This is a genomic window from Actinomadura sp. 9N407, assembly GCF_044326315.1.
Classification (GTDB): Bacteria; Actinomycetota; Actinomycetes; order Streptosporangiales; family Streptosporangiaceae; genus Spirillospora.
This window is the reverse complement of the sequence record NZ_JBIRAW010000022.1, coordinates 132064-154325: the sequence shown is the minus strand read 5'-3', so window position 1 is coordinate 154325 and position 22262 is coordinate 132064. Positions and strand designations below refer to the sequence as shown.

Annotated in this window: 21 protein-coding genes; 11 read left to right on the top strand and 10 right to left on the bottom strand. The window is 72.0% G+C overall.

Annotated elements, in window-relative coordinates; genetic code table 11:
- The first annotated feature begins 68 nt into the window (after nucleotides 1-68).
- Entirely contained in the window at nucleotides 69-695 is a 627-nt protein-coding gene (locus tag ACH34Q_RS30270) for a putative glycolipid-binding domain-containing protein (protein WP_395986497.1), read from the top strand.
- Between the two features lie 29 nt (nucleotides 696-724).
- Here ACH34Q_RS30270 and ACH34Q_RS30265 read toward each other — a convergent pair whose 3' ends face one another.
- Both ACH34Q_RS30265 and ACH34Q_RS30260 read right to left on the bottom strand, forming a co-directional pair.
- A complete protein-coding gene (locus tag ACH34Q_RS30265; RefSeq protein ID WP_395986496.1) occupies nucleotides 725-2314 on the bottom strand; it encodes a M20/M25/M40 family metallo-hydrolase in 1590 nt (529 codons plus the stop codon).
- An 87-nt stretch (nucleotides 2315-2401) separates the two neighbouring features.
- Nucleotides 2402-2626 (bottom strand): hypothetical protein, encoded by a 225-nt coding sequence (locus ACH34Q_RS30260; RefSeq protein ID WP_395986495.1) that lies wholly within the window; start codon nucleotides 2624-2626, stop codon nucleotides 2402-2404.
- A gap of 202 nt (nucleotides 2627-2828) precedes the next feature.
- Here ACH34Q_RS30260 and ACH34Q_RS30255 point away from each other — a divergent pair, with 202 nt between their 5' ends.
- The 6 genes from ACH34Q_RS30255 to ACH34Q_RS30230 all read left to right on the top strand — a co-directional run bounded on the left by ACH34Q_RS30255 (nucleotide 2829) and on the right by ACH34Q_RS30230 (nucleotide 7464).
- The gene (locus ACH34Q_RS30255; protein ID WP_395986494.1) at nucleotides 2829-3131 is read left to right on the top strand and encodes an urease subunit gamma; all 303 of its coding nucleotides are present in this window, start codon (nucleotides 2829-2831) and stop codon (nucleotides 3129-3131) included.
- Nucleotides 3128-3439, top strand: a complete 312-nt coding sequence (locus tag ACH34Q_RS30250) for an urease subunit beta (protein ID WP_395986493.1) — start codon at nucleotides 3128-3130, stop codon at nucleotides 3437-3439. Before ACH34Q_RS30255 ends, ACH34Q_RS30250 begins: the two co-directional genes overlap by 4 nt.
- Before the next feature lie 27 nt (nucleotides 3440-3466).
- Entirely contained in the window at nucleotides 3467-5182 is a 1716-nt protein-coding gene (locus ACH34Q_RS30245; protein WP_395986492.1) for an urease subunit alpha, read from the top strand.
- Nucleotides 5183-5288: 106 nt separating this feature from the next.
- The gene (locus tag ACH34Q_RS30240) at nucleotides 5289-5966 is read left to right on the top strand and encodes an urease accessory protein UreF (protein WP_395986491.1); all 678 of its coding nucleotides are present in this window, start codon (nucleotides 5289-5291) and stop codon (nucleotides 5964-5966) included.
- Nucleotides 5967-6055: 89 nt separating this feature from the next.
- Nucleotides 6056-6748: an urease accessory protein UreG gene (ureG, locus tag ACH34Q_RS30235; protein ID WP_395986490.1), complete on the top strand. Its 693-nt coding sequence runs from the start codon at nucleotides 6056-6058 to the stop codon at nucleotides 6746-6748.
- On the top strand, nucleotides 6745-7464 hold the full coding sequence (locus tag ACH34Q_RS30230; protein ID WP_395986489.1) for an urease accessory protein UreD: 720 nt from the start codon (nucleotides 6745-6747) through the stop codon (nucleotides 7462-7464). Before ureG ends, ACH34Q_RS30230 begins: the two co-directional genes overlap by 4 nt.
- Nucleotides 7465-7506: 42 nt before the next feature.
- Here the strand turns inward: ACH34Q_RS30230 and ACH34Q_RS30225 are convergent, their stop codons facing one another.
- The gene (locus tag ACH34Q_RS30225) at nucleotides 7507-8121 is read right to left on the bottom strand and encodes a VOC family protein (protein ID WP_395986488.1); all 615 of its coding nucleotides are present in this window, start codon (nucleotides 8119-8121) and stop codon (nucleotides 7507-7509) included.
- Nucleotides 8122-8217: 96 nt separating this feature from the next.
- On the opposite strand from ACH34Q_RS30225, the gene ACH34Q_RS30220 reads away from it, so the two are divergent.
- The gene (locus tag ACH34Q_RS30220; RefSeq protein WP_395986487.1) at nucleotides 8218-11271 is read left to right on the top strand and encodes a DEAD/DEAH box helicase family protein; all 3054 of its coding nucleotides are present in this window, start codon (nucleotides 8218-8220) and stop codon (nucleotides 11269-11271) included.
- A 94-nt stretch (nucleotides 11272-11365) separates the two neighbouring features.
- On the top strand, nucleotides 11366-12625 hold the full coding sequence (locus ACH34Q_RS30215) for an ABC transporter ATP-binding protein (protein ID WP_395986486.1): 1260 nt from the start codon (nucleotides 11366-11368) through the stop codon (nucleotides 12623-12625).
- On the opposite strand, the gene ACH34Q_RS30210 is transcribed toward ACH34Q_RS30215, so the two are convergent.
- Nucleotides 12606-12998 carry a MerR family transcriptional regulator gene (locus tag ACH34Q_RS30210; RefSeq protein ID WP_395986485.1) on the bottom strand — a complete coding sequence of 131 codons (393 nt, stop codon included), beginning with the start codon at nucleotides 12996-12998 and terminating at the stop codon, nucleotides 12606-12608. The genes ACH34Q_RS30215 and ACH34Q_RS30210 overlap by 20 nt on opposite strands.
- Before the next feature lie 237 nt (nucleotides 12999-13235).
- On the opposite strand from ACH34Q_RS30210, the gene ACH34Q_RS30205 reads away from it, so the two are divergent.
- Nucleotides 13236-14108, top strand: a complete 873-nt coding sequence (locus ACH34Q_RS30205; protein WP_395986484.1) for an LLM class F420-dependent oxidoreductase — start codon at nucleotides 13236-13238, stop codon at nucleotides 14106-14108.
- 94 nt (nucleotides 14109-14202) lie between these two features.
- Here the strand turns inward: ACH34Q_RS30205 and ACH34Q_RS30200 are convergent, their stop codons facing one another.
- Complete coding sequence (locus tag ACH34Q_RS30200; RefSeq protein WP_395986483.1) at nucleotides 14203-14865, bottom strand: DUF305 domain-containing protein; 663 nt, start codon at nucleotides 14863-14865, stop codon at nucleotides 14203-14205.
- 194 nt (nucleotides 14866-15059) lie between these two features.
- On the opposite strand from ACH34Q_RS30200, the gene ACH34Q_RS30195 reads away from it, so the two are divergent.
- A complete protein-coding gene (locus ACH34Q_RS30195) occupies nucleotides 15060-16493 on the top strand; it encodes an LVIVD repeat-containing protein (protein ID WP_395986482.1) in 1434 nt (477 codons plus the stop codon).
- 106 nt (nucleotides 16494-16599) lie between these two features.
- On the opposite strand, the gene ACH34Q_RS30190 is transcribed toward ACH34Q_RS30195, so the two are convergent.
- The 5 genes from ACH34Q_RS30190 to ACH34Q_RS30170 all read right to left on the bottom strand — a co-directional run bounded on the left by ACH34Q_RS30190 (nucleotide 16600) and on the right by ACH34Q_RS30170 (nucleotide 22118).
- Nucleotides 16600-17079 (bottom strand): GtrA family protein, encoded by a 480-nt coding sequence (locus tag ACH34Q_RS30190; RefSeq protein WP_395986481.1) that lies wholly within the window; start codon nucleotides 17077-17079, stop codon nucleotides 16600-16602.
- Between the two features lie 57 nt (nucleotides 17080-17136).
- Nucleotides 17137-18330 (bottom strand): MFS transporter, encoded by a 1194-nt coding sequence (locus ACH34Q_RS30185; RefSeq protein WP_395986480.1) that lies wholly within the window; start codon nucleotides 18328-18330, stop codon nucleotides 17137-17139.
- A 202-nt stretch (nucleotides 18331-18532) separates the two neighbouring features.
- On the bottom strand, nucleotides 18533-19768 hold the full coding sequence (locus ACH34Q_RS30180) for an NAD(P)/FAD-dependent oxidoreductase (protein ID WP_395986479.1): 1236 nt from the start codon (nucleotides 19766-19768) through the stop codon (nucleotides 18533-18535).
- 150 nt (nucleotides 19769-19918) lie between these two features.
- The gene (locus ACH34Q_RS30175) at nucleotides 19919-21175 is read right to left on the bottom strand and encodes a deoxyguanosinetriphosphate triphosphohydrolase (RefSeq protein ID WP_395986478.1); all 1257 of its coding nucleotides are present in this window, start codon (nucleotides 21173-21175) and stop codon (nucleotides 19919-19921) included.
- Between the two features lie 106 nt (nucleotides 21176-21281).
- Nucleotides 21282-22118, bottom strand: a complete 837-nt coding sequence (locus ACH34Q_RS30170; protein WP_395986477.1) for a YdcF family protein — start codon at nucleotides 22116-22118, stop codon at nucleotides 21282-21284.
- Nucleotides 22119-22262: the final 144 nt, after the last annotated feature.

Sequence of the window (22262 nt, the reverse complement as noted above, 5' to 3'; positions counted from 1 at the left end):
GTATGAGGTGAGTCGTGCAAAAGGTGGGTCTTGCAAAGGTGAGTCCTGCAAGAGGTGGGTGAGGGTGCATGGCGCGGGCGGTCGTGTGGGTGAAGCCGGAGGGGGCCGAGATCGCGGAGGTGGAGATCGCCGGCGGTCGGCTGACGGCCGCGGGGGCGGCGATCGGTGGCGATCCGCTGCCGTACCGGCTCGAGTACGAGCTGACCACCGGGGACCGGTACGTGACGGCGCGGCTGCTGGTCGAGTCGTACGGGACCGACCCCGCGACGGGGCCGTGGCGGCGGTGGCTGGAGCTGGTCGACCGCCCCGAGGGCGAGTGGACGATCAGTGCCCGAGCCGAGGGGCTGGTCGGGATGCCGCCGCCGGGCGGGGACGCAGAGGCCCTGCGCGGCGCCTTGGACTGCGATCTCGGTCTGTCGCCGCTGACCAACACGATGCCGGTGCTCCGCCTGAACGGAGCCGGAGCCGGAGACGGGGACTGGGACGGGGACGGGCCCGTCGACCATCTGATGGCTTGGGTGTCGGTACCGGATCTGGCCGTGTCGCCGTCCCGGCAGACGTACGAGCGCGTCCGCCGGGACGGCGACCGGACGGTGGTCCGGTTCTCCAGCCCGGGGTTCAGCGAGGAGATCGAATTCCAGGACGGGCTGGTGCTGGACTATCCGTCCATCGGCCGGATGGTGCCCGCGCCCTGAATCAGCGGGCCTGAATCAGCGGGCCTGAATCATCTCTCCCTGAAGCGGTCGAACAGGCGGTACATGAAGTCGGTGCCCTGCTTGAGGGCCGCGACGGCGATGCGCTCGTCGTTGCCGTGCATGCCGATCAGCTGGTCGTTGTCGAGGACGTACGGGTAGACGCCGTAGCCGGGGACGCCGCGGGACGTCCAGGGCGCGAGACTGGTGCCCGCCTCGAAGAGGGCCGGGGCGAAGACGGCGCCGGGGTAGGTCTTGGCGGCGGCGTCGCCGATGGCCTGGTAGAGCGGTGAGTCGATGCTGGACGGGGGCTTGGCGAACGTCTCGTCCAGGCGCTTGAGGGCGTCCTCCTCGGATTCGCCCGGGTCGCCGACGAGTTTGACCGTGACGTCCTTGTCCTTGAGACGGCCCCGGACGTCGGCGAGGAAGTCACGGGGGCGCTGGCCTCCCGGTACGCCCCGGCAGTTGACGCGGAGGGTGGCCGTGGACGGGATGACGTTCTCCTTGTAGCCCGCGTCCTCGATGACGAAGGCGTGGGTCGTACGGAGGAGGGCGCGGTGGAGCCAGGGGTACGAGCTGCGCTTCACCACGAGGGCGGCGGCCCGTTCGCGGGCGGGCCGGGAGCGGGCGGCGAGCATGAGCTCGATCGCCCGCCTGAACGGGGCGTCGCCGGTGGCCCTGGCCAGGGCGGTGAAGTACTCGCGCGTCACCGGGGTCAGCGTGACGGGAGCGAGCCAGGTGTCGAGGTGGGCGACGGCACGCGACAGCTTGGCGATGGCCGAGTCGGGGTTGGGCTTGGACGAGTGGGTCGCGGTGCCGTCGGCGACGAGGTCGAGGTTGAAGTAGACCTTGTCCTGGCGGGTCACCGTGATGAGCATCGGTGTCGCCCGGTCCTTCTGGGCCAGGAACCAGCCGCCCTCGGTGAGCACCATGCCGGCGTTGATCTTGTCCCAGTGGTGCTCGGCCAGCCAGCGCGAGCCGTGCGGGCCGGCCTCCTCGTCGGTGTCGGTCAGCACGATGATGTCGCGCTCGAACCTCCCCCCTTCGTTGAGGTGGCGCAGCAGGGCGGAGACGAACGCGGCGTTGGCGCCCTTCATGTCCAGGGCGCCGCGGCCGTAGATCTCGCCGTCCTTGACGACCCCGGCGAACGGGTCGACCGTCCACTTGGCGCGTTCCACCGGCACGACGTCGGAGTGCCCGAGCAGCAGCAGCGGAGCGGCGGACGTGGTGCCCTCGATCCGGGCGATGAGGTGGACGTTGTCCTTCTTCGGGGTCGGGATGATCTCCGACGAGACGTTCGCCGAGTCCCAGACCGCCTTGAGCATCTCGGCGTGCGGGCGCGTGATCCCGCCCTCGCCGTGGTTCTGGGTGTCGAACGCGAGCATCTTCTTGAGCAGGGCCATCGAGTCGAGGTCGGCGGATGCGATCCGGCGTGCCCGCGTGAGGGGCGCGGCGGCGGCCGTACCGCCGGCCAAGACGCCCCCGGCGAGCAGGACGGCCCCGGCCCCGGTGCGGTGCAGGAACGTGCGGCGGCTGACGGGGTCGGCGGATCGGGCGGGGTCGGCGGGCTGCACGGGGCCGGCGGGCCGGACTGCGTTGGCGGGCTGGACGGAGTCGGGCATGGGAGCTCTCCTTCGTGAGAGAACCTTCGTGAGAGAACGAGAGCATCCGGCGGACGGATGGACCGCCGGGCGTTCTCGGGCACGGGGTCAGCGCTGCCGGAAGGCGGCGACCACCTCCACCTCGACCTGCCGGCCGGCGACCGGCAGGTTCTCGATCTCGTGGGTGACCCGGGCGGGCCCGGCGGGGTTGACCAGCAGCGGCTTGGCGGGGGGATGCGGCGGGAGCGGCGCCGACCGCTCCGACGAGCACGGCGGCCGCGGACCGGCCACGACGATCTTCCGTCCGCCGGCCCGCCTGCCGATGATGCTCATGGTCGTGATCGTCATCCCCCCGTTCGGCTCTGCAGAACCCACCGGCGGGGTCGTGGATCTCGCCGGCCGCTCACGGTCCTGTTGCGGTCGTGTGAGATCGCGATGACGGGCGAGTTTCCCTTTCCGGGCTTTGTGAAAAGGGCGTTAAATGCGCAACGCGGCCGTTCCCTCGCAGGTCAGAAGGGGGATAGCGTCTCGACTTGTGCTGATCACCCCACACGAGCAGGAACGCCTGCTGATCCATGTGGCCGCCCGGGTGGCCCGCGATCGGCGGGCGCGCGGGCTGCGGCTCAACCATCCCGAGGCGACCGCGATCATCGCGGTGCACCTGCTGGAGGGCGCCCGGGACGGGCGCACCGTGGCCGAGCTGATGGAGTCCGGCCGCGCCGTCCTCGGCCGCGACGACGTCATGGAGGGTGTCCCCGAGATGCTGGACCCGGTCCAGATCGAGGCGACGTTCCCCGACGGCACCAAGCTCGTCACCGTACACCGGCCCATCCCGTGATCCCGGGCGAGGTCGTGACCGGCCCCGAGCCGGTCGAGCTGAATCCCGGCCGGCCGCGCGTCACCGTGACGGTCGTCAACACCGGCGACCGTCCCGTACAGGTCGGGTCGCACTACCACTTCGCCGTCTGCAACCCGGCGCTGGACTTCGACCGGGACGCGGCATGGGGTCACCGGCTCGACGTGCCCGCCGGTACGGCGGTGCGGTTCGAGCCCGGCATGACCCGCGAGGTGCCCCTCGTCCCGCTCGCCGGCGAACGCGTCGTTCCCGGCCTGCGGATGGAACGGAACGGATCGCTTGATGACTGAGCTTGGGCGCGGAGCGGAGCGAGGCAAATGAGCACTCAGCTGGCGCGGGGGCGTTATGCGGCGTTGTACGGGCCGACGGCGGGTGATCGGATTCGGCTGGCCGACACCGATCTGTTCGTGGAGGTGACCGAGGACCGCAGCCGGGGCCCGGCGGGGGCCGGGGACGAGGCGGTGTTCGGCGGCGGGAAGGTGATCCGCGAGTCGATGGGGCAGGCCCGCGCCACCCGGGCCGAGGGCGCGCTCGATCTGGTGATCACCGGCGCGGTGGTGCTGGACCACTGGGGTGTGGTGAAGGCCGATGTGGGCGTACGGGACGGCCGGATCGTCGCGCTCGGCAAGGCCGGCAATCCCGACACGATGGACGGCGTCCATCCCGATCTGGTCATCGGACCGTCGACGGAGGTGCTGGCGGGCAACGGGAAGATCCTGACGGCCGGGGCGGTGGACTCGCACGTCCACCTCATCTGCCCGCAGTTGCTGGACGAGGCGCTCGGCGCGGGGGTGACCACGCTGGTCGGCGGCGGTAGCGGTCCGGCGGAGGGCACCAAGGCGACCACGGTCAGCGGCGCCTGGTACCTGCACCGGATGCTGGAGGCCCTGGACGGCCATCCGGTGAACGTGGCGCTGCTCGGCAAGGGCAACACCGTGTCCGAGGACGCGATGTGGGAGCAACTGCGGGCGGGGGCGTCCGGGTTCAAGCTGCACGAGGACTGGGGCTCCACGCCCGCCGCGATCGACGCGTGCCTTCGGGTGGCGGACGCGTCCGGCGTCCAGGTGGCGCTGCACAGCGACACGTTGAACGAGGCCGGGTACGTGGAGTCCACGCTCGAGGCCATCGGCGGGCGGTCGATCCACGCGTACCACACCGAGGGCGCGGGGGGCGGGCACGCGCCCGACATCATCACGGTCGCGGCGCACCCGAACGTGCTGCCCTCGTCCACCAACCCGACGCGGCCGCACACCGTCAACACGCTCGACGAGCATCTGGACATGCTGATGGTGTGCCACCACCTCAATCCGTCGGTGCCCGAGGACCTGGCGTTCGCCGAGTCGCGGATCCGCCCGACGACGATGGCCGCCGAGGACGTGCTGCACGATCTGGGCGCGATCTCGATGATCGGGTCGGACTCGCAGGCGATGGGCCGGATCGGCGAGACGGTGATCCGTACGTGGCAGACCGCGCATGTGATGAAGCGGCGCCGGGGCGCGCTGGAGGGTCCGGCCGACAACCTGCGGGCGCGCCGGTACGTGGCGAAGTACACGATCAACCCGGCGATCGCGCATGGCCTGGACGACGAGATCGGGTCGGTCGAGCCGGGCAAGCTGGCCGATGTGGTGCTGTGGGATCCGGCGTTCTTCGGCGTGCGGCCGCATGTGGTGGTGAAGGGCGGGATGATCGCCTGGGCGGCGATGGGCGACGCGAACGCCTCGATCCCGACGCCGCAGCCGGTGCTGCCCCGGCCCATGTTCGGTGCGGCGCCGGTGGTCGCGGCCAGTACGTCGGTGCACTTCGTCTCGCAGGCCGCGATCGACGACGGGCTCGCGGAGAAGCTGGCCGTACGGCGCGCGATGGTCCCGGTCAAGGACACCCGGCGCCTGTCCAAGTCCGACATGCCGCTGAACGGCGCGCTGCCCCGCATCGAGGTCGACCCCGACACGTTCACCGTCAGGATCGACGGCGACGAGATCGAGCCGGCTCCGGTGGCCGAGTTGCCCATGGCCCAGCGTTACTTCCTGTTCTGATGGCCTGGCCCGTGCTGAGTGAACACGTGCTGAGTGAACCCGTGCCTGGTGAACCCGTGCTTGGTGAACACGTGCCTGGTGAGCACGTGCTTGGGGAACACGTGCGATGACACTTTCCGCGCAGTTGCTGCTGCTGGCCGACTCGCGGCTTCCGGCGGGTGGGCACGCCCACTCGGGCGGGCTCGAACCGGCCGTCGCGGCCGGGGTCGTCCGGGACGTCGAAGGGCTGGCCGACTTCCTTCGTGGACGGCTCGCGACGGCCGGTCTCGTCGCCGCTGGATTGGCCGCTGCCGCATGTGCCCACGTCTCCGCCCCAACGTGGAGGTGGGAGGTACTCGACATGGAGGCGGACGCCCGTACGCCCTCCCTCGCCCAACGGAAGGCCTCGCACGCCCAAGGGAAGTCCTTGCTCCGGGCCGCTCGCCGGACATGGCCCCATCCCGCTCTCGACGCGCTTGCCTCCTCCGTAGGACGCGAGCCGCACCAGCCACTCGTACAGGGGGTCGCGTCGGCGGCGGCAGGCGGTGGCCCGGCGGAGGCGGCGGCCATCAGCGCGTATGGGGCGGTGACGGGCCCCGCCTCGGCCGCCGTACGGCTCCTAGGCCTCGACCCCTTGTCCGTACACCGCGCCCTGGCCGACCTCGCCCCCGACATGGACGCGGTCGCCGTACAGGCGGCGAGCAACACCGACGACTGGGCCGCACTGCCGGCGCTCTCCGCACCTCTCCTGGACCTGTACGCCGAACTGCATCTGGGCGCCGACCTGCGCCTGTTCGAGTCCTGAGCCGGCTTCTCGCGTCATCGAACCGCACGCCTCATCGAACTGCACGTCTCATCAGACTGCACGCCTCATCAGACTGCACGGAGGATCTCTTGGGTGCCGATCACGATCACTCCCATGACGGCCACGACCCTTACGACGCCGTACCGGCGCGTGGCCGGGCACTGCGCCTGGGCATCGGCGGTCCGGTCGGCAGCGGCAAGACCGCGCTGACCGCGGCGCTGTGCCGCGCGCTGCGGGGCGAGCTGGAGTTGGCGGTGGTGACCAACGACATCTACACCACCGAGGACGCCGACTTCCTGCGCCGCGAGGCGGTGCTGCCCGACGACCGGATCACCGCCGTACGGACCGGTGCCTGCCCGCACACCGCGATCCGCGACGACATCTCCGCCAACCTGGACGCGGTCGAGGACCTGGAGGAACGGCACGGCGGCCTGGACCTGATCATCGTCGAGAGCGGCGGCGACAACCTGACCGCGCTGTTCAGCCGGGGCCTGGCCGACCGGCAGATCTTCGTCCTGGACGTGGCGGGCGGCGACGACGTCCCGCGCAAGGGCGGGCTCGGCGTCGCGGCGGCCGACCTGCTCGTCATCAACAAGACCGACCTCGCCCCGCTGGTCGGCAGCGACCTGGACATGATGGCCCGCGATGCCGCGCGCGTCCGCGACGGCAGGCCGGTCGCGTTCACGTCGCTACGCGAACGTCCCGGCGCACCCGAGGTCACGAGCTGGGTCCGAGCCGTGCTGCGTGAAGCGCGCGAAGCGGTCCACGCGGCGGCGCCGTGACGCGGGGGTACACCGCTCGGGCCGCCGTGACGGCCGAACAGGACGGCCCGGGGCGGGTCCGGCTCTCGCGGCTGCGGTCGGACGGGCCGCTCGCGCTGCGGGAGACGGCCGACGCCGTCTACCTGGTCGGGGCGGCGGCGGGACCGCTCGGCGGCGATGACCTGGAGCTGGAGATCGCGGTACGGGCGGGTGCCTCGCTCGCGCTGCGCTCGGCCGCGACCTCGGTCGCGCTGCCGGGCGACGGCGAGTCCCGGATGACCGTACGGGCGGAGGTCGAAGCCGGCGGGCATCTGGACTTCGCCCCGGAGCCGGCCGTGGCGGCGGCCGGGTGCGACCATCGTGCGAGCGCCGTGATCACGCTGGCGGAGGGGGCCACGCTGCGCTGGTACGAGGAGCTGGTGCTGGGACGGCACGGCGAGCGTCCGGGGCGGCACACCAGCCGGTTCGACGTGACCGTCGGCGGTGTTCCGCTGCTCCGTCATGAGCTGCGGCTGGACTCCGGTGTCCATGGGAGCCGGGCCGTCCTGGGCGACGCGGGTGCCGTGGGGAGCGTCCTGCTGGTCGGGCCCGGCCTGCCGCGCGAGCCCCGTACCGGCGAGGGAGTGTCCGTGCTGCCGCTGGCCGGGCCGGGCGTACTGATCACCGCCACGGCGGCGGACTCAGCGGAGCTGCGCCGCCGCCTGATGTGGGGAGAACGCCTGCCCGTCAGAGCGTGAACCCCGGGTCACAGCGTGGACTCTGTCAGAGCGTGGACTCTGTCAGAGCGTGAACGTCCCGTCCCGGCCGATGATCCGCGCGCGCAGGCCCGGCTCGCCCTCGGCGACGGGCGCGTCGGGCACGCCCAGCGCCGCCAGGGCCGCGCGGGCGGCCTCCGGATCGGGATGGGTGATCTCGAACGAGTCCAGCGGTACGACGGGGAGCGCCGCCGCCGGGTGCGGTGTGTCGCCCCAGTCGATGAGGAACGGGAACGGCCCGGTCCGCGGCGGGGTGAGCCGCCAGGCGAGCAGCGTGCCGTCCGGCCTGCGCCGCGACATGGCGGCGGGTGTCCCCGGGTCGTGCCCGGCGCCGCGCGCGCGGGCCACCCGTTCGTCCAGCGTGCCGGGCTCGACCGCGAGCGCCCAGCCCACCAGGGCCGGCGCGGCCAGTGTGTCGACGGCGAACGGGCGGGGACGGGACGGGACGGGCTGGTCCGGGTCGGGCCCGACGATCTCCAGGTAGGAACGGCCGCCGAGGCCGAGGAGGAAGTTGCGCGTCCCGAGCCCTGGGTGCGGGCCGCCCTCGACCGGCCGTACACCGGCCCGCTCGGCGATCCGGCCCACCGCCTCGGCCAGGTCCGGTCCCGCGTAGACGAGGTGGTCGACTGAACTGATCACCGCACCACGATAGGGGGCAGGCGTAGGGCGCGGGCGTAGGGCGCGGGCGTGCGGTCCCAGAGGCGAGAAGTGCGGTCCAGGGGCGAGAATGATCCGATGGGAGCCGACGGTTCACAGCAGGCGGGTGCACGGTTGCCAGGTGCACAGTGGGCGGGTGCGCGGTGGCCGGGTGAGCTGCGGCCGTACCAGGAGAAGGCGCTGGCCAAGCTGGACCAGGCCTGGAACGGCGGGCACCGGAGGGCCTGGGTGGTGCTGCCGCCAGGGACGGGCAAGACCCTCGTCGGGCTGGAGGCGGCCCGGCGCCTGGAACGGCGCACGGTCGTCCTCGTCCCCAACACCGCGATCCAGAACCAGTGGGTCGCCCACTGGCGCAAGTGCGGCGGCGAGGCCGGGACGGACCGTGAGCTGCGGCATCCGGTCACGGTGCTGACGTACCAGTCGCTCGCGGTCTTCGACCCGGACGCCGAGACCGACGAGGAAGGGCGGCAGAAGCGACGGCGCGGCGGGCTCGTCCGGCTCCTGCACGACAACGGGCGGGCGCTCGTCGGCGCGCTGCATGACGCGGGGCCGCTGACGCTGGTCCTGGACGAGTGCCATCACCTGCTGGACGTGTGGGGGCGGCTGCTCGCCGAGATCCTGGAGGAGCTGCCCGACGCGCGGGTGATCGGGCTGACCGCGACGCCGCCCGAGTCGCTGACCCCGGACGAGTCCACGCTCGTGGACGCGCTGTTCGGGACGCCGATCCTGGGCGCCTCCATCCCGGCGATGGTCCGCAGGGGCTACCTCGCGCCGTTCGCCGAGCTGGTCTGGCTGACCGCGCCGACCGCCGTCGAGGCCGGCTACGTCGGCGGCGAGGCGGAGCGCTTCGCGGAGCTGACCGCGGGCCTGATCGAGCCCGGGTTCACCTCGACCGGCCTGCTGGAATGGCTGGACGCCCGCATGGTCGACCGCCTGGCCGGTGGCTCGACGGCCAGTGACTCGACGGCCAGTGACTCGACGGCCAGTGACTCGACGGCCAGTGACTCGACGGCCGGTGACTCGACTGCCGGTGACGCGACGGCAAGTGACGCGACGGCAAGTGACTCGATGGCAGACCAGCCGGCGGGCGACCGGCCGGCGGGTGGGCATGGCGCGGTCTCCTGGGCACGGCTCGAGACGGCCGAGCCGCAGATCGCCGCCGCCGCGCTGCGGTTCCATCACGCGGGGCTGCTCGCGCTCCCGCCCGGAGCCAGGATGCGCGAGGAGCACCGGCACGATCCCACCGCCGAGGACTGGGTCGCGCTGCTGAACGACTACGTCCTGCACTGCCTGATGCCCAGCAAGCGGAAGAAGGACGAGGTGGCGCTGGAGGCGGTCAAGCGCGCGCTGCCCGCCGTCGGTTACCAGCTGACCAGGCGCGGGATCCGCGCCGCCCGTTCACCCGTGGACCGCGTGCTGGCCCGCAGCGCCGCCAAGTCGTACGGCGCGGTGGAGATCGCGGCGTTGGAGGCGGCCTCGCTGGGCTCCCGGCTGCGCTGCCTGGTGCTGTGCGACCACGAGCGCGCCGGCGCCACCCTCCCGGCCCGGCTGCGGGACGTGCTCGACGCCGAGGCCGGGTCGGCCTGGCTGATGCTGCGCGGCCTGGTCGCCGATCCCCGTACGCGGGCGCTCGCCCCCATGCTGGTCACCGGCCGTACGGTCGCCGCCGCCGAGGAGACCGCGCGGGCCTTCGTCCTGGAGCACCATGAGCGCGGGCTGACGCTGGAGCCGGTGGGCGACGGCATCGCGCGGATCACCGGGCCCTGGTCGTCGCGGGTCTGGGTACGGCTCATCACCGCGTTCTTCGAGGCCGGCGCCTGCCAGGTACTGGTCGGGACGCGGGGCCTGCTCGGCGAGGGCTGGGACGCCCGGGGCATCAACACGCTGATCGATCTCACCACCGCGACGACCCCGACCTCGGTCGTCCAGACCCGCGGCCGGGCGCTGCGGCTGGATCCCGGCTGGCCGGAGAAGACCGCCAACACGTGGACGGTCGTGTGCGTGTCCGACCGGCACCCCAAGGGTGCGGCGGACTGGGACCGGTTCGTCCGCAAACACAGCGGTTACCTGGCCGCCGCGCCGAATGGGGAGATCGTGTCCGGGGTCGCCCATGTCGAGGCGTCGTTCTCGCCGTACGCGCCGCCCGGGACCGAGTCGTTCGACGGACTCAACGTGGCGATGCTGGCCCGTGCCGAGGACCGCGCCGCGACCCGCGACGCCTGGCGGCTCGGGACACGGTTCCGGGACGAGCTCGTCCACACGCTCCGGATCCGCCCGGCCCGCTCCCTGACGGTCCCCGCAGCGGCGGTCTCGCGCACGATCACACCCGATCCGCCCGCCCGCGTGCCCGGCTGGAACCTCGCCCTGTTCCCTCCCCCGCTGCCGCCCCTGTACGAGCCGTCCCGGGACGGCCACATCACGATGATCGGGCTGTTCCTGGCCTTCTCCGCCGCCGTGTTCACGATGGGGTTCGGGCTCACCGTGTGGCTGGTCTCGTGGCTGACCGTCGTGGCGCTGACCGCGATCCTGGAGGCCGGCCGCCGGGTCCGGGAGGCGCGCAGGGTCGCGCTGTCCCGGCGGGCCAGGGAACGCGCGATCGAGCGGTCGTCGCAGGCGCTCGCCGAACTGGCCGGCGAGCCTCCCGTCACGAGGCTGGCCTACGCCGTCGCCGATGCTCTCAAGAGGGCGAAACTGTCGCGGCGGGGCGCGGAGGGCGTCGCGGTCCAGCCCGAGCCGGACGGTACGTACCGCTTCTCCCTCGCGGGCGTGGACACCGCGACGTCGCAGCGGTTCGCCGTCGCCCTCGACGAGGTCCTCGGGCCGATGGCCACCCCGCGCTATGTGGTCCCCCGCTACATCGTGCATCCCCTTACCGGCTCCGATCTGCGCGAACGCGCCCTGGCCTGGTCTCGGCACGAGGCCAGGGCCGACGGGGTCGTCTACCACTCCGTCCCCGCCGTCTTCGGCCAGAACCGCAGGCGTACCGACGCGTTCGTCGCCGCCTGGAACACCTGGATCTCCGCGGGCGAGGCCGTCTTCACCTCCTCCGCCGAAGGCGAGGGCATCCTGGCCACCCACCGGGGCGAGGACCCTCTGGCGGCCACCACGGTCCTGCGGGTCGCCTGGGACTGAGTGAAGATCACGGTGGGTGACGGCACTGGACAAACCGGTGGGTAGCCGGTGAGATCAGGGGCCAGAGTTCCGCCCGCCCCCCAAGGTGGCCCTGATGACGGATGTCGTGCTCGACGGTGTCGGCAAGGTGTATCCCGGCGGCCAGCACGCCGTACGGGACGTGCGGCTCCGCATCAACGACGGGGAGCTGTTCGTCCTGCTCGGCCCGTCGGGCTGCGGCAAGTCGACGATCCTGCGGATGATCGCGGGCCTGGAGGAGACGACCTCCGGCGAGCTGTGGTTGAACGGCGGCGTGGCCAACGACCTGTCGCCGCGCGAGCGCAACGTCGCGATGGTCTTCCAGGACGGCGCCCTCTACCCGCACCGCACCGTCGCGGGGAACATGATGTTCCCGCTGGAGGTGGCGGGCGACGACCGGGCGCAGGCGCGCGAGCGGGTGGCCGAGCTGTCGCGGGCGCTGGGCCTCAGCCCGATGGCCGACCGGCTGCCGGCCACCCTGTCGGGCGGGCAGCGGCAGCGGGCCGCGATCGGCCGGGCGCTGATCCGCGAGCCGTCGCTGTTCCTGATGGACGAGCCGCTGTCGAGCCTGGACGCGGGCCTGCGCACCGAACTGCGGCTGGAGATCGCCGGGCTCGTCCGCTCCACCGGCACGACCACGGTGTACGTCACGCACGACCAGGTCGAGGCGATGACGATGGCCGACCGGATCGCGGTCCTGCGCGACGGCGTCCTGGAGGACGTGGGCACGCCCGAGCAGATCTACCGGGATCCGGCCACGGTGTTCGTGGCGGCGTTCCTCAGTACACCGCCGATCAACCTGCTCCAGGCGACCGCGTGGGCCGTCCAGGATCAGGGCGTGGTGCTGGACTTCGGCGCGCAGCGGCTGACCGTACCGTGGAACGATCCGCGCTCCCCCGCGCTGATCAGCCACCATGGCGGGCCGGTGATCGTAGGCGTGCGCCCGGACGCGCTGACCCCGGTCGCCGACGTCCGGGAGGGCCGGACGCTGGTCGGGCGGGTGCGCGTGCTGGAGTTCCACGGGCACGACTGGCTCGCGTACGCGGAGGCCGGCATCCCCACCATCGACCCCAACACCGTCGGACGGCCGGTGCCCGTGCCGGCCGAGCCGGGGCCGGCCTCGGGAGGGCGCCTGCGCGGGCTGCTCCGGCGTACGTCACGGGCCCGGCAGCCCGTACCCGAGGAGCACGAAGGGCATCACCGGCGCTCGAACCTGATCTTCCGCAGCGGTACGGACCGCCCCGCCCGCGGCGAGGAGATCCTGCTGGACGTGGACCTGGACCGGCTGCTGCTGTTCGCCGCCGACGGCCGCCGGATCACGTCCGTACGGCGCTGACGCCCCGGCCCGCCCCGGTCAGGCCCTGGTAGAGATCGATCTTCCAGTGGATCTGGCCCTGCTGGCCGCGCAGCCGCGCGATCCGCTCCTCGACCCGGCGGTCGTGCTCCTGGAGCAGCTCGATCCGTTCCCGCAGCGTCGCGTCGCCGCCGCGGACCAGCTCGGAGTAGCGCAGCATCTCCGCGATCGGCATGCCGGTCTCGCGCAGGCAGCGCAGCATCCCGAGCCAGGCCAGGTCGTCGTCGCTGAACACGCGCCGCCCGGACGCGTTGCGCGCGATCCGCGACAGCAGCCCGATCTTCTCGTAGTAGCGCAGGGTGTCGATGCTGAAGCCGCTTTTCTCGGCCGCCTGTGCCGGGGAGTAAGAACGCACGGTCCCAGCGTCCCACCTGGAGTGCACTCCAGGTCAATGCCGGCCGGGCCCAGCGTGATTTGACCTGGAGCGCACTCCAGATCGCAGGCTGGACATTGACGACGCTGGACATTGACGACCCTGAACATGGCAGACGCTGACATGGACGACGCTGACGCGGGCAACGCTGACCCTGACTCGGGCGACGCCGGCGCGGGCGACCGGACGACACCCGGCACCACACAGAAGGATCGACACATGCGCATCGGACTTCAGGTCCCCAGCTTCACCTTTCCCGGCGGGCCGGAACGGATCGGCCCGGAGTACGGGCGGATCGCCCGCGACGCCGACCAGGCCGGGCTCGCCTCGTTCTGGGTGATGGACCACTTCTTCCAGATCACCTACGTGGGCGCCCCCGAGGAGCCGATGCTGGAGGGCTACTCGGCGCTGGCGTACGCGGCGGCGCTCACCGAGCGGATCACCCTCGGCACCCTGGTCACGGGCGTGACGTACCGGCATCCCGGGATCCTGGTCAAGACGGTCACCACGCTGGACGTGCTGTCGGGCGGGCGAGCCTGGCTCGGCATCGGCGCCGCCTGGAACGACGAGGAGTCGCGGGGGCTCGGCGTCCCGTTCCCGCCGGTCGCCGAGCGGTTCGAGAAGCTGGAGGAGACGCTGCGGATCGCGCACCGGATGTGGGAGGGCGACCAGAGCCCGTTCGAGGGCGAGCACTTCCAGCTGGAACGGCCGATGGACTCGCCGGCCTCGGTCCGGCGGCCACATCCGCCGGTGCTCATCGGCGGGACCGGCGAGAAGAAGACGCTGCGGTTCGTGGCCAAGTACGCCGACGCCTGCAACCTCTTCGACGGCGATGACCTGCCGCGCAAGCTGGACGTGCTGCGCGCGCACTGCGAGCGCGAGGGCCGCGACTACGCCGAGATCGAGAAGACGTCACTGACGTTCATGCAGACGGACAAGCCGTCGGTGGACCAGGCCGTGGACGCGGTGGGGCGGCTCGCCGAGGCGGGCATCGACCACGTGATCTTCTCGCAGGGAACGGGCCAGGACCTGGCCGGACTGCTGGGCGAGGCACTGGCCCAGACCGGGAAGCTCGTCCCTGCCGGTCGCTGACGACCGGCAGGGATCGGCAGGGATCGGCAGGGATCGGCAGCGAGTCCGGAAGCGGTCACGGCACGGCCGCTTCCGGACTCCCGCTTCCGGGCTTCTACCCGCGCAGCAGGGCGCGCATCCGGTCGATCTCGACCTGCTGGCCCGCCTCGACGTCGCGCGCGGTCTCCTGGACGACGACGTCCGTTCCCTTGTCCAGCACGTCCTTGACCATGGTGAGCGCGCCCTGGTGGTGCGTGATCATCAGAGTCAGGAAGAGCCGGTCGAACGCGCCGCCCTCGGCCGCCTTCAGCCGCGCCATCTGCTCCGGCGTCGCCATTCCGGCCATGCCCGCGTGCGACCCCCCGGAGGCCGAGGCGGAGGGCGTGCCGTGGCCGCCGTGCCCGCCCGCGGACGGCCGTTCGTTCTTGGCCAGCCATGCCTGCATGGCTGAGATCTCGGCCTGCTGACCCCCCTTGATCCGTTCGGCCAGCGACTTGACCTGCGCGCCTTCGGCCTGGGCGGGCGCCAGCGCGGCCATCTCCACCGCCTGCCGGTGGTGCGGGATCATCATCTCCATGAACCGGATCTCGGCGGCGGTCGGCGGCGCGGGCGTGGCCGGCCCCTTCACCGCGGTCTTGTTCGGCTCGCCCGGACGGCCCGGGACCAGGACGGTGCTCTCCGGCGCCGCCCCGTCGTCCTCGTCACCGCCGCCGCATCCGGCCAGCACCCCCGCGACCAGTACCGGAACCATCACCACCGGCATGATCCGCTGCCGCATCCAGACCTCCACCCCTCGGATACCGCGACCGTAATCCAGCGGACGCATTACCCGAAAGGTCTGCAGATCTCAAGAAGCTCACGGATATGTTCAGATCTTTCCAAGAGGGTCGCTTTTGGTCATACTCCGGATGATCTGTGCCAGGTAACCCGTGGCACCGGCTCATCACGTGGCACCCGGACTAGGAGTGCAGAGTGGCACCATTCCCTGGACGAAGAACCACCCGCAGGACATTGCTGGGCACCCTCTCGGCGCTCGTCCTGGCGATCTCCACGATCCTGGTCGCGCCCGCGGCCTCGGCCGACATCCCCGGCAAGGACGAGATCGTCAAGTCCCCGAACATGCACCAGCTGGCGAACATCCCCAAGCAGGGACCGCTCGCCGGCGAGGCCGCCTGGGGATCGGACTGGGCGTTCAAGGGCGACTACGCGTTCGGCGGCAACTACGAGGGCTTCACGGTCTACGACATCAGCCGCCCCGCGCGGCCCAAGGTCGTCTCCGTGGTGCACTGCCCCGGCCCGCAGAACGACATCACGATCGCCGGGAACCTGCTGTTCCTGTCGACCGACGCCTCGATGAGCGACGACTCCTGCCAGGCCGTGGCCAAGCCCGCCACGGACAAGACCGCCTGGGAGGGCATCAAGATCTTCGACATCAGCGACGTGCGCAACCCGCGCTACGTCAAGGCCGTCGAGACCAAGTGCGGGTCCCACACCAACACGATGGTCCCGGGCAAGCGGGGCACCGCGTACATCTACGTGTCCTCGTACCGCCCGAGCGACACCTTCCCCGACTGCCAGCCGCCGCACGACCTGATCTCGATCATCAAGGTCCCGCTGCGCAACCCGACGGCGGCGGCGGTCATCGCCGAGCCGAACCTGTTCCCGGACGGCGGCAACCCCGGTGACCCGCCGGGCACGCCGTGGCCGAACGGCACGTCCGCGACGACCGGCTGCCACGACCTGACCTCGTACCCGGACAAGGACCTGATGGCCGGCGCCTGCATGGGCGACGGGGTCCTGTTCGACATCTCCAACCCGGAACGGCCGCGCACGATCACCAGCGTCCGGGACGACGAGAACTTCGCGTTCTGGCACTCGGCGACGTTCAACAACAAGGCCAACAAGATCGTCTTCACCGACGAGCTGGGTGGCGGCAGCGCGGCCACCTGCAACGCCGAGATCGGCCCGGAGAAGGGCGCGAACGCGATCTACGACGTGGTCGGCAAGGGCGACAAGCGGGAGCTGAAGTTCCGCAGCTACTACAAGATCGCCCGGGCCAACGCCGACACCGAGAACTGCGTGGCCCACAACGGCACGCTGATCCCGGTGAAGGGCAAGGACATCATGGTCCAGGCCTGGTACCAGGGCGGCATCTCGGTCTGGGACTTCACCGACTCGCGGCGGCCGAAGGAGATCGGCTTCTGGGAGCGCGGGACGTTCTCCGACCGGCTGCAGATCGCCGGATCGTGGTCGGCGTACTACTACAACGGCTACATCTTCTCCAACGACATCCAGAAGGGCCTGGACGTCCTGCAGATCAGGGACAAGCGCACCGACAAGGGCGCGCGCGTACGGCTCGATGAGCTGAACGCCCAGACACAGCCCGACTACTTCGACCGCCACTGATCCTGGCGGCCCACTGATCCAGTGATCTGGGCCCCGGTGGTGCGATGGTACGTGCGCGTACCGCGTACCGCCGGGGCCTTCCGCCGTTCGGCGGGCCCGGACGGGCTCAGGCGGTGGCCGGGGTGAAGACCCACTTGCGGTACGACCAGTAGCGGAACGCCGACGCCAGCCCGAGGCCCGTCACCAGGCCGACGTTGTACGCGAGCGTCCCGTGCAGGCCCAGCGTGTAGTGCGTGAAGCCGGTGCAGGCGGCCTGGATCGCCATCCCGATGCCGTTCAGCCCGAAGAAGACCACGACCTCGCGGCCCGTGCCCTCGCTGTCGCGGTGCCGGAACGTCCAGTGCCGGTTGAGCACGTACGAGGTGAGCGTGGAGGCGATGGTGGGGACGATCACGCTGGTGACCGGGCCGCCGTCCATCCAGTGCCGCATCAGGTTCGCGCCGCCGATGCTGATCACCGTGCCGATGAAACCGACGAAGCCGAACGTGGCGAGCTCGCGCAGGAAGGCGCGCTGGACAGGGACGCCGGGCGCCGCGGCGGCGCCGGGCATCGCTTCGACCGGCGTTGACCGCTGCAGGATGCTCACTCGCCCCGACCTTACCCGAGCCGCCCGGACGGCGAGGGTGCCCCCGGGTAAAGACGATCAGCGGCTCGCCGCCGAGGCCGCCCCGGCCACCGCCACGATGGCCGCGGCCAGCACCACCGGCACCGCCAGCGCCCAGGTCAGGCCCACCCCCTGGGCCACGAACCCGATCACCGGTGGCCCGCCCAGCAGGCCGAGATAGCCGACCGCTGTCACCCGCGAGATGCCCGTCGCGGCGGGGATGCCGGGCAGATTGCCCGCCGCGCTGAACGTGACCGGCGCCACCGGGGCGACCCCCAGCCCGAACAGCGTGAATCCGATCACGGCCACCGCCGGATGCCCGGCCAGGAGGCCCAGCGCGAGCCCGGACGCGGCGATCAGCGAGCCGGCGCGCAGCACCGGGACCGGGCCGAACCGGGCCACGATCCGGTCCCCGGCCAGCCGCCCGGCCGCCATCGCCACCGCGCAGCCGGCATAGCCGAGCCCCGCGACGCCGGGCCCGGTGTGCAGCGTCTCCCGCAGGTAGACCGCGCTCCAGTCGGCCATCGCGCCCTCGCCGACGAACGAGCACAGCCCGATCAGTCCCAGCAGCGCGAGCGTCCAGCGTCCGGCCCGTACCTTCGGGGCGGCGGTCGCCCCGGCCCCCGCCGCCGCGTCCGTCACCGGCACCGGGTCCTCGTCGGCGGAACGATCCAGCAGCCCCCGGCAGCCCAGCAGCATCATCGCCGCCAGCACGGCGGCCATGACGCCCAGGTGGACGGCCACCGGGACGCCCAGATGCGCGACACCCGCCCCGATCAGCGCGGCGGCGAGCGTCCCGAGGCTGTACGCGCCGTGCATCCCCGACATCAGGGGGCGGGCGTAGCCGCGCTCGACGGCCACGCCCTGGGCGTTCATCGCCACGTCCATCAGGCCGAGCGAGCCGCCCATCAGGACCAGCGAGCAGGTCAAGGAGCCCATGTTCCACGAGAGCCCGAGCGGTACCAGCGACAGGGCCCCGGCCACGCCCGCCGCCACCGTCGTAGCCCGGCTGCCCCAGCGCACGATCGTCCAGCGCGCGAACCGTACCGCCAGTACCACCCCGACCGGCGCGCCCAGCAGCGCCACGCCCAGCGCGCCCTCGCTCAGCCCCAGCTCGCGCTTGATCTGCGGGATCCGCACGACCCAGGCGGCCGCGATGAGTCCGTGCACGACGAACGCCACGACCACCGCGGTCCGCGCCCGCCCCAGTACCCCGACCGTCCCCGTCGCCATCCGATCGACCCTACGTGCCCGGCAGCCGGATGATCACCTGTGTTTTCTCAGTCCCGGCCTCCGGTCCTTGTGCGAGCGCGGCATCGCTTCGCGATCTGCCCGGGGAGGCTCGCCTCCGGCGTTGCCTCCCCGGGCAGGTAACGCGCTCGCGCGGTGGCTGAGGCCGCTTCGAGGCAGGTCCTCGTACCTTCAGGACGCTGGATCAGATCGGCTGGATCAGGTCGGCCAGCGGGACCTTCGGGTCGGTCAGGCGGGCGGGGTCGATGGGGTCACCGGAACGGATCAGTGCCTGGACGTCGTCGGTCACGTCCCAGACGTTGACGTTCATCCCGGCCACCACCCGGCCGTCCTGCAGCCAGAACGCGAGGAACTCCAGGCCGTCCACATCGCCGCGGAAGACCACGTCGTCGTACTCGCCCGGCGTCGCGACGCCCGACAGCTCCATGCCGAGGTCGTACTGGTCGGTGAAGAAGTACGGGATCCGCTCGTAGGAGACCTCCTGGCCGAGCATCGCGCGGGCCGCGGCCGGTCCGGCGTTCAGGGCGTTGGCCCAGTGCTCCACCCGGATCCGGCGGCCGAGCAGCGGATGGTACGCGCTGGCCACGTCGCCCGCCGCGAAGATCGCCGGGTCGGAGGTGCGCAGCGAGGCGTCCACCAGGATCCCGTCGGACACCTCCAGGCCCGCCGCCTCGGCCAGCCCGGTGTTGGGCCGCACGCCGATCCCGACGATCACCACGTCCGCCGGGACCTCCGCGCCGCCCGAGGTCACCACCGCCGACACCTGGCCGGCCCCCCAGAACCCGGCCACGCCCTGGTCGAGCCGCAGGTCCACGCCGTTCCGGCGGTGCAGGTCCGCGAACAGGCCGCCCACCTCGGGGCCGACCGACCCGTGCAGCGGCGTCGGCTCGTGCTCGATGACCGTCACGTCGTTGCCGTACGTCCGGGCCGCGGCCGCCGTCTCCAGGCCGATCCAGCCGGCCCCGGCCACCACCACGCGGCGCCCGCCGTGCGACAGCGCCTCGCGCAGTTCCGCCGCGTCCGCCATCGAGCGCAGGTAGTGGATGCCCTGCAGCTTGGAGCCCGGCACGTCCAGCCGCCGCGGCGAGGCGCCGGTGGCCAGCAGCAGCCGGTCGTAGCGGATCGGCTCGCCGGTGGCCGGCCGCACCTCCTTCTGCTCGCGGCCGATCGCCTCGATCCGTACGCCGAGTCTCAACTCGACGCCGTTGCTCTCGTACCAGTCCGCGTCATGGACGTGCGCCTTGTCCCGGGGATCCTTGCCCAGCAGGAAGCCCTTCGACAGCGGGGGCCGCTCGTAGGGCCGCTCGATCTCCTCGCCGACCAGCACGACCCGTCCATCGAAGCCCTCCGCGCGCAGCGTCTCCGCCGCCTTCGCACCCGCCAGGCTCGCGCCGACGATGACGAACGTCTCCTGGGACATGGCGACCTCCTGAGGGTGCACACCGCATGGTGTCGTTCTTGTATCCCTACAGCGGCGTCATTACCAAGACAAGGCCCGCCTATCGCCACTTGGGAGCATGAAGTGCGCCACCCGGCGGCCAAGATTTCCGTACGCGGGCCCAGTCCCCGGTCAGGGCGCGGCGGCGCGCAGCAGGCGGTGCCGTTCGATGGCGGAGGTGTCGGTGAGCGAGGCGATCTGGTCGACGACCGCGCGCAGCCGGGCCCCGTCGTCGGGCGCGTCCACGAACGCGGCGCGGAACAGCGGATCGAGCGTGCCGGGCGCCCCGGCCATCGTGAGGTCGGCCAGTTCCAGGATCAGCTCGCGCTGGCGGGCCCGGGTCTCCTCGTGGCTGATCCAGACGTAGTGCGCGGTGACGCCCTTGAGCAGCGCGCACTCCAGCCGCTGCGCGCGCGGCACGATCAGGTCGGCGGCGTAGCGGGTGAGCGGGCGGTCGCCGTACGCGGCGCGGGTGGCGTCCTCGGCGGCCAGGCAGAACCGGCCGATCAGCGTGCTGGTGAGGTTCTTCAGCGCGGCCAGCGTGCGCGGGGTGCCGTCGTAGCGGTCCGGCCAGTACGGCTCGTCCAGCAGTGCCCCGAACCGCTGCTCAAGCTCGGGCAGCGTGGCGTCGTCGCAGTAGAGCTTGATCGCGGTCTGCGCGACCAGCCGGCGCTCGGCCGGATCGGCCAGCCTGCCGAAGTCGACATGGCCCGCGACCAGGGCGTCCTCCAGATCGTGGACGGAGTAGGCGACATCGTCGCTCCAGTCCATGACCTGGGCCTCGAAGCACGTCTTGGTGCCCGGGGTGCCCGCGCGTACCCACTCCGAGACGTCCGCGTCGTCCTGGTAGACGCCGAATTTCCCGTTCACCGCGTCCGCCTGCGGCCAGGGGTACTTCATCGCCGCGTCCAGTGCCGCGCGGGTGAGGTTGAGGCCGACGCCGCGCCCGTACAGGGGCGGGCCCGGCGCGGCGAACGACTTGGGCTCCAGCCGGGTCAGCACCCGCAGGCTCTGGGCGTTGCCCTCGAAGCCGCCGCACCGCTGGGCGACGGCGTCCAGCGCGGTCTCGCCGTTGTGCCCGAACGGCGGATGCCCGATGTCGTGGGAGAGGCAGGCCGTCTCCACCAGGTCGGGGTCGCAGCCCAGTGCCTTGCCGAGCTCCCGGCCGACCTGGGCGCACTCCAGCGAGTGGGTGAGGCGGGTCCGCAGGCTCTGCACGCTGCCGGGCGTGTCCACCCCGGGCGAGGCGACCTGGGTCTTGCCCGCCAGCCGGCGCAGCGCGGCGCTGTGCAGCACCCGTGCCCGGTCGCGCTCGAACGCCGTGCGATCGCGCCGTTTGGCCGCCTCGGGCGCCCAGCGCTCCCGGTCGCGGCCCGAATAGTCCGTCATCGCTCCCAGCGTATGCGGGCCGCACCCGGCAAAGGTGGATTCGGCGCGGCCCGGAGGCGGCCAGGGATGGCCTTTTCGATGGCGTGGGGGCCGTGGGGGCTTTCCCTTAGGGCGTCGGGGTCTGTTCCGGGACCGTCTTGATCGTCTCGCTGGGCACCTGGACGCTCTTGCCGAACAGCACGTAGGACAGGTAGCCGCCGGTCTCGCGGACGATGTAGTTGAACTGCGTCTCGCGGGTCTGCACGCTCGGGCCGCTGCGGGTCGGCGAGGCCGCGGCCTCGATGCCGTTGTCCTCGGCCATCTTCTTGGACCGCAGCCCGTGCCAGGGGTCGGTCACGATGATCCCCGACGTCCAGCCGAGCCGGTCGTACTCGCGCCCGACCGCCTTGAAGCTCTCCAGGGTGTCGTTGCCCACCGGCACCGCGATGACCTTGTCGGCCGGGACGCCGCCCCGTTCGATCAGCCACTTCCTGCCGGCGCCGGCCTCGGTGAAGTTGTCGCCCTGCCGCTTGCCGCCGACGGTCACGATCGCCTTGGCGGTGCCGTCGCGGTAGAGCTCGAGCGCGTGCTGCAGCCGCCACTGCAGGGTGGGCGAGGGCCGGCCGTTGTACTGCGCCGCCCCCAGCACGATGATCGCGTCCGACTTCGGCCGCTCGTCCTGGCGCGCCTGGTACCAGACCCGGCCGGCCACGGTGAGCGGCGTCAGCACCGCGATCGCCAGCACCCCCGCCAGCACCAGCATGAAGATCCTGAACCAGGACGGCCGCCGCCGGCGGCGGCCGTCCGAACGGTCGTCGTCGTCCCCGGGCGGCGGGTCCGCCGGACCATCGGCGCGGTCGGGCTCCGGCGACCCGTGCTCGTGCGGGCCCGGCTCCGGCGGCCCGGAGTCCGGCGCACCCGAGTCCGGGCGCCCGCGCTCCGGCAATTCGAATTCCAACGTCATCGCACTCGACACGTTAGTTAGATGGTCCGGTCCTCGCCGACGGTTCGCGCCGATGACGACCGGTTTCACATCACATTCTGTCCGGCCCCGGCCACCGAAAACAGAACACCGTGCCGGCCCGGCCGTGTCAGCCCGGACCGGCCG

Coding starts and splice junctions, on each gene's coding strand:
- ACH34Q_RS30270 (WP_395986497.1), top strand. CDS start 69: ATGGCGCGGGCGGTCGTGTGGGTGAAGCCGGAGGGGGCCGAGATCGCG.
- ACH34Q_RS30265 (WP_395986496.1), bottom strand. CDS start 2,314: ATGCCCGACTCCGTCCAGCCCGCCAACGCAGTCCGGCCCGCCGGCCCC.
- ACH34Q_RS30260 (WP_395986495.1), bottom strand. CDS start 2,626: ATGAGCATCATCGGCAGGCGGGCCGGCGGACGGAAGATCGTCGTGGCC.
- ACH34Q_RS30245 (WP_395986492.1), top strand. CDS start 3,467: ATGAGCACTCAGCTGGCGCGGGGGCGTTATGCGGCGTTGTACGGGCCG.
- ACH34Q_RS30240 (WP_395986491.1), top strand. CDS start 5,289: ATGACACTTTCCGCGCAGTTGCTGCTGCTGGCCGACTCGCGGCTTCCG.
- ACH34Q_RS30220 (WP_395986487.1), top strand. CDS start 8,218: ATGGGAGCCGACGGTTCACAGCAGGCGGGTGCACGGTTGCCAGGTGCA.
- ACH34Q_RS30215 (WP_395986486.1), top strand. CDS start 11,366: ATGACGGATGTCGTGCTCGACGGTGTCGGCAAGGTGTATCCCGGCGGC.
- ACH34Q_RS30205 (WP_395986484.1), top strand. CDS start 13,236: ATGCGCATCGGACTTCAGGTCCCCAGCTTCACCTTTCCCGGCGGGCCG.
- ACH34Q_RS30200 (WP_395986483.1), bottom strand. CDS start 14,865: ATGCGGCAGCGGATCATGCCGGTGGTGATGGTTCCGGTACTGGTCGCG.
- ACH34Q_RS30185 (WP_395986480.1), bottom strand. CDS start 18,330: ATGGCGACGGGGACGGTCGGGGTACTGGGGCGGGCGCGGACCGCGGTG.
- ACH34Q_RS30180 (WP_395986479.1), bottom strand. CDS start 19,768: ATGTCCCAGGAGACGTTCGTCATCGTCGGCGCGAGCCTGGCGGGTGCG.
- ACH34Q_RS30175 (WP_395986478.1), bottom strand. CDS start 21,175: ATGACGGACTATTCGGGCCGCGACCGGGAGCGCTGGGCGCCCGAGGCG.
- ACH34Q_RS30170 (WP_395986477.1), bottom strand. CDS start 22,118: ATGACGTTGGAATTCGAATTGCCGGAGCGCGGGCGCCCGGACTCGGGT.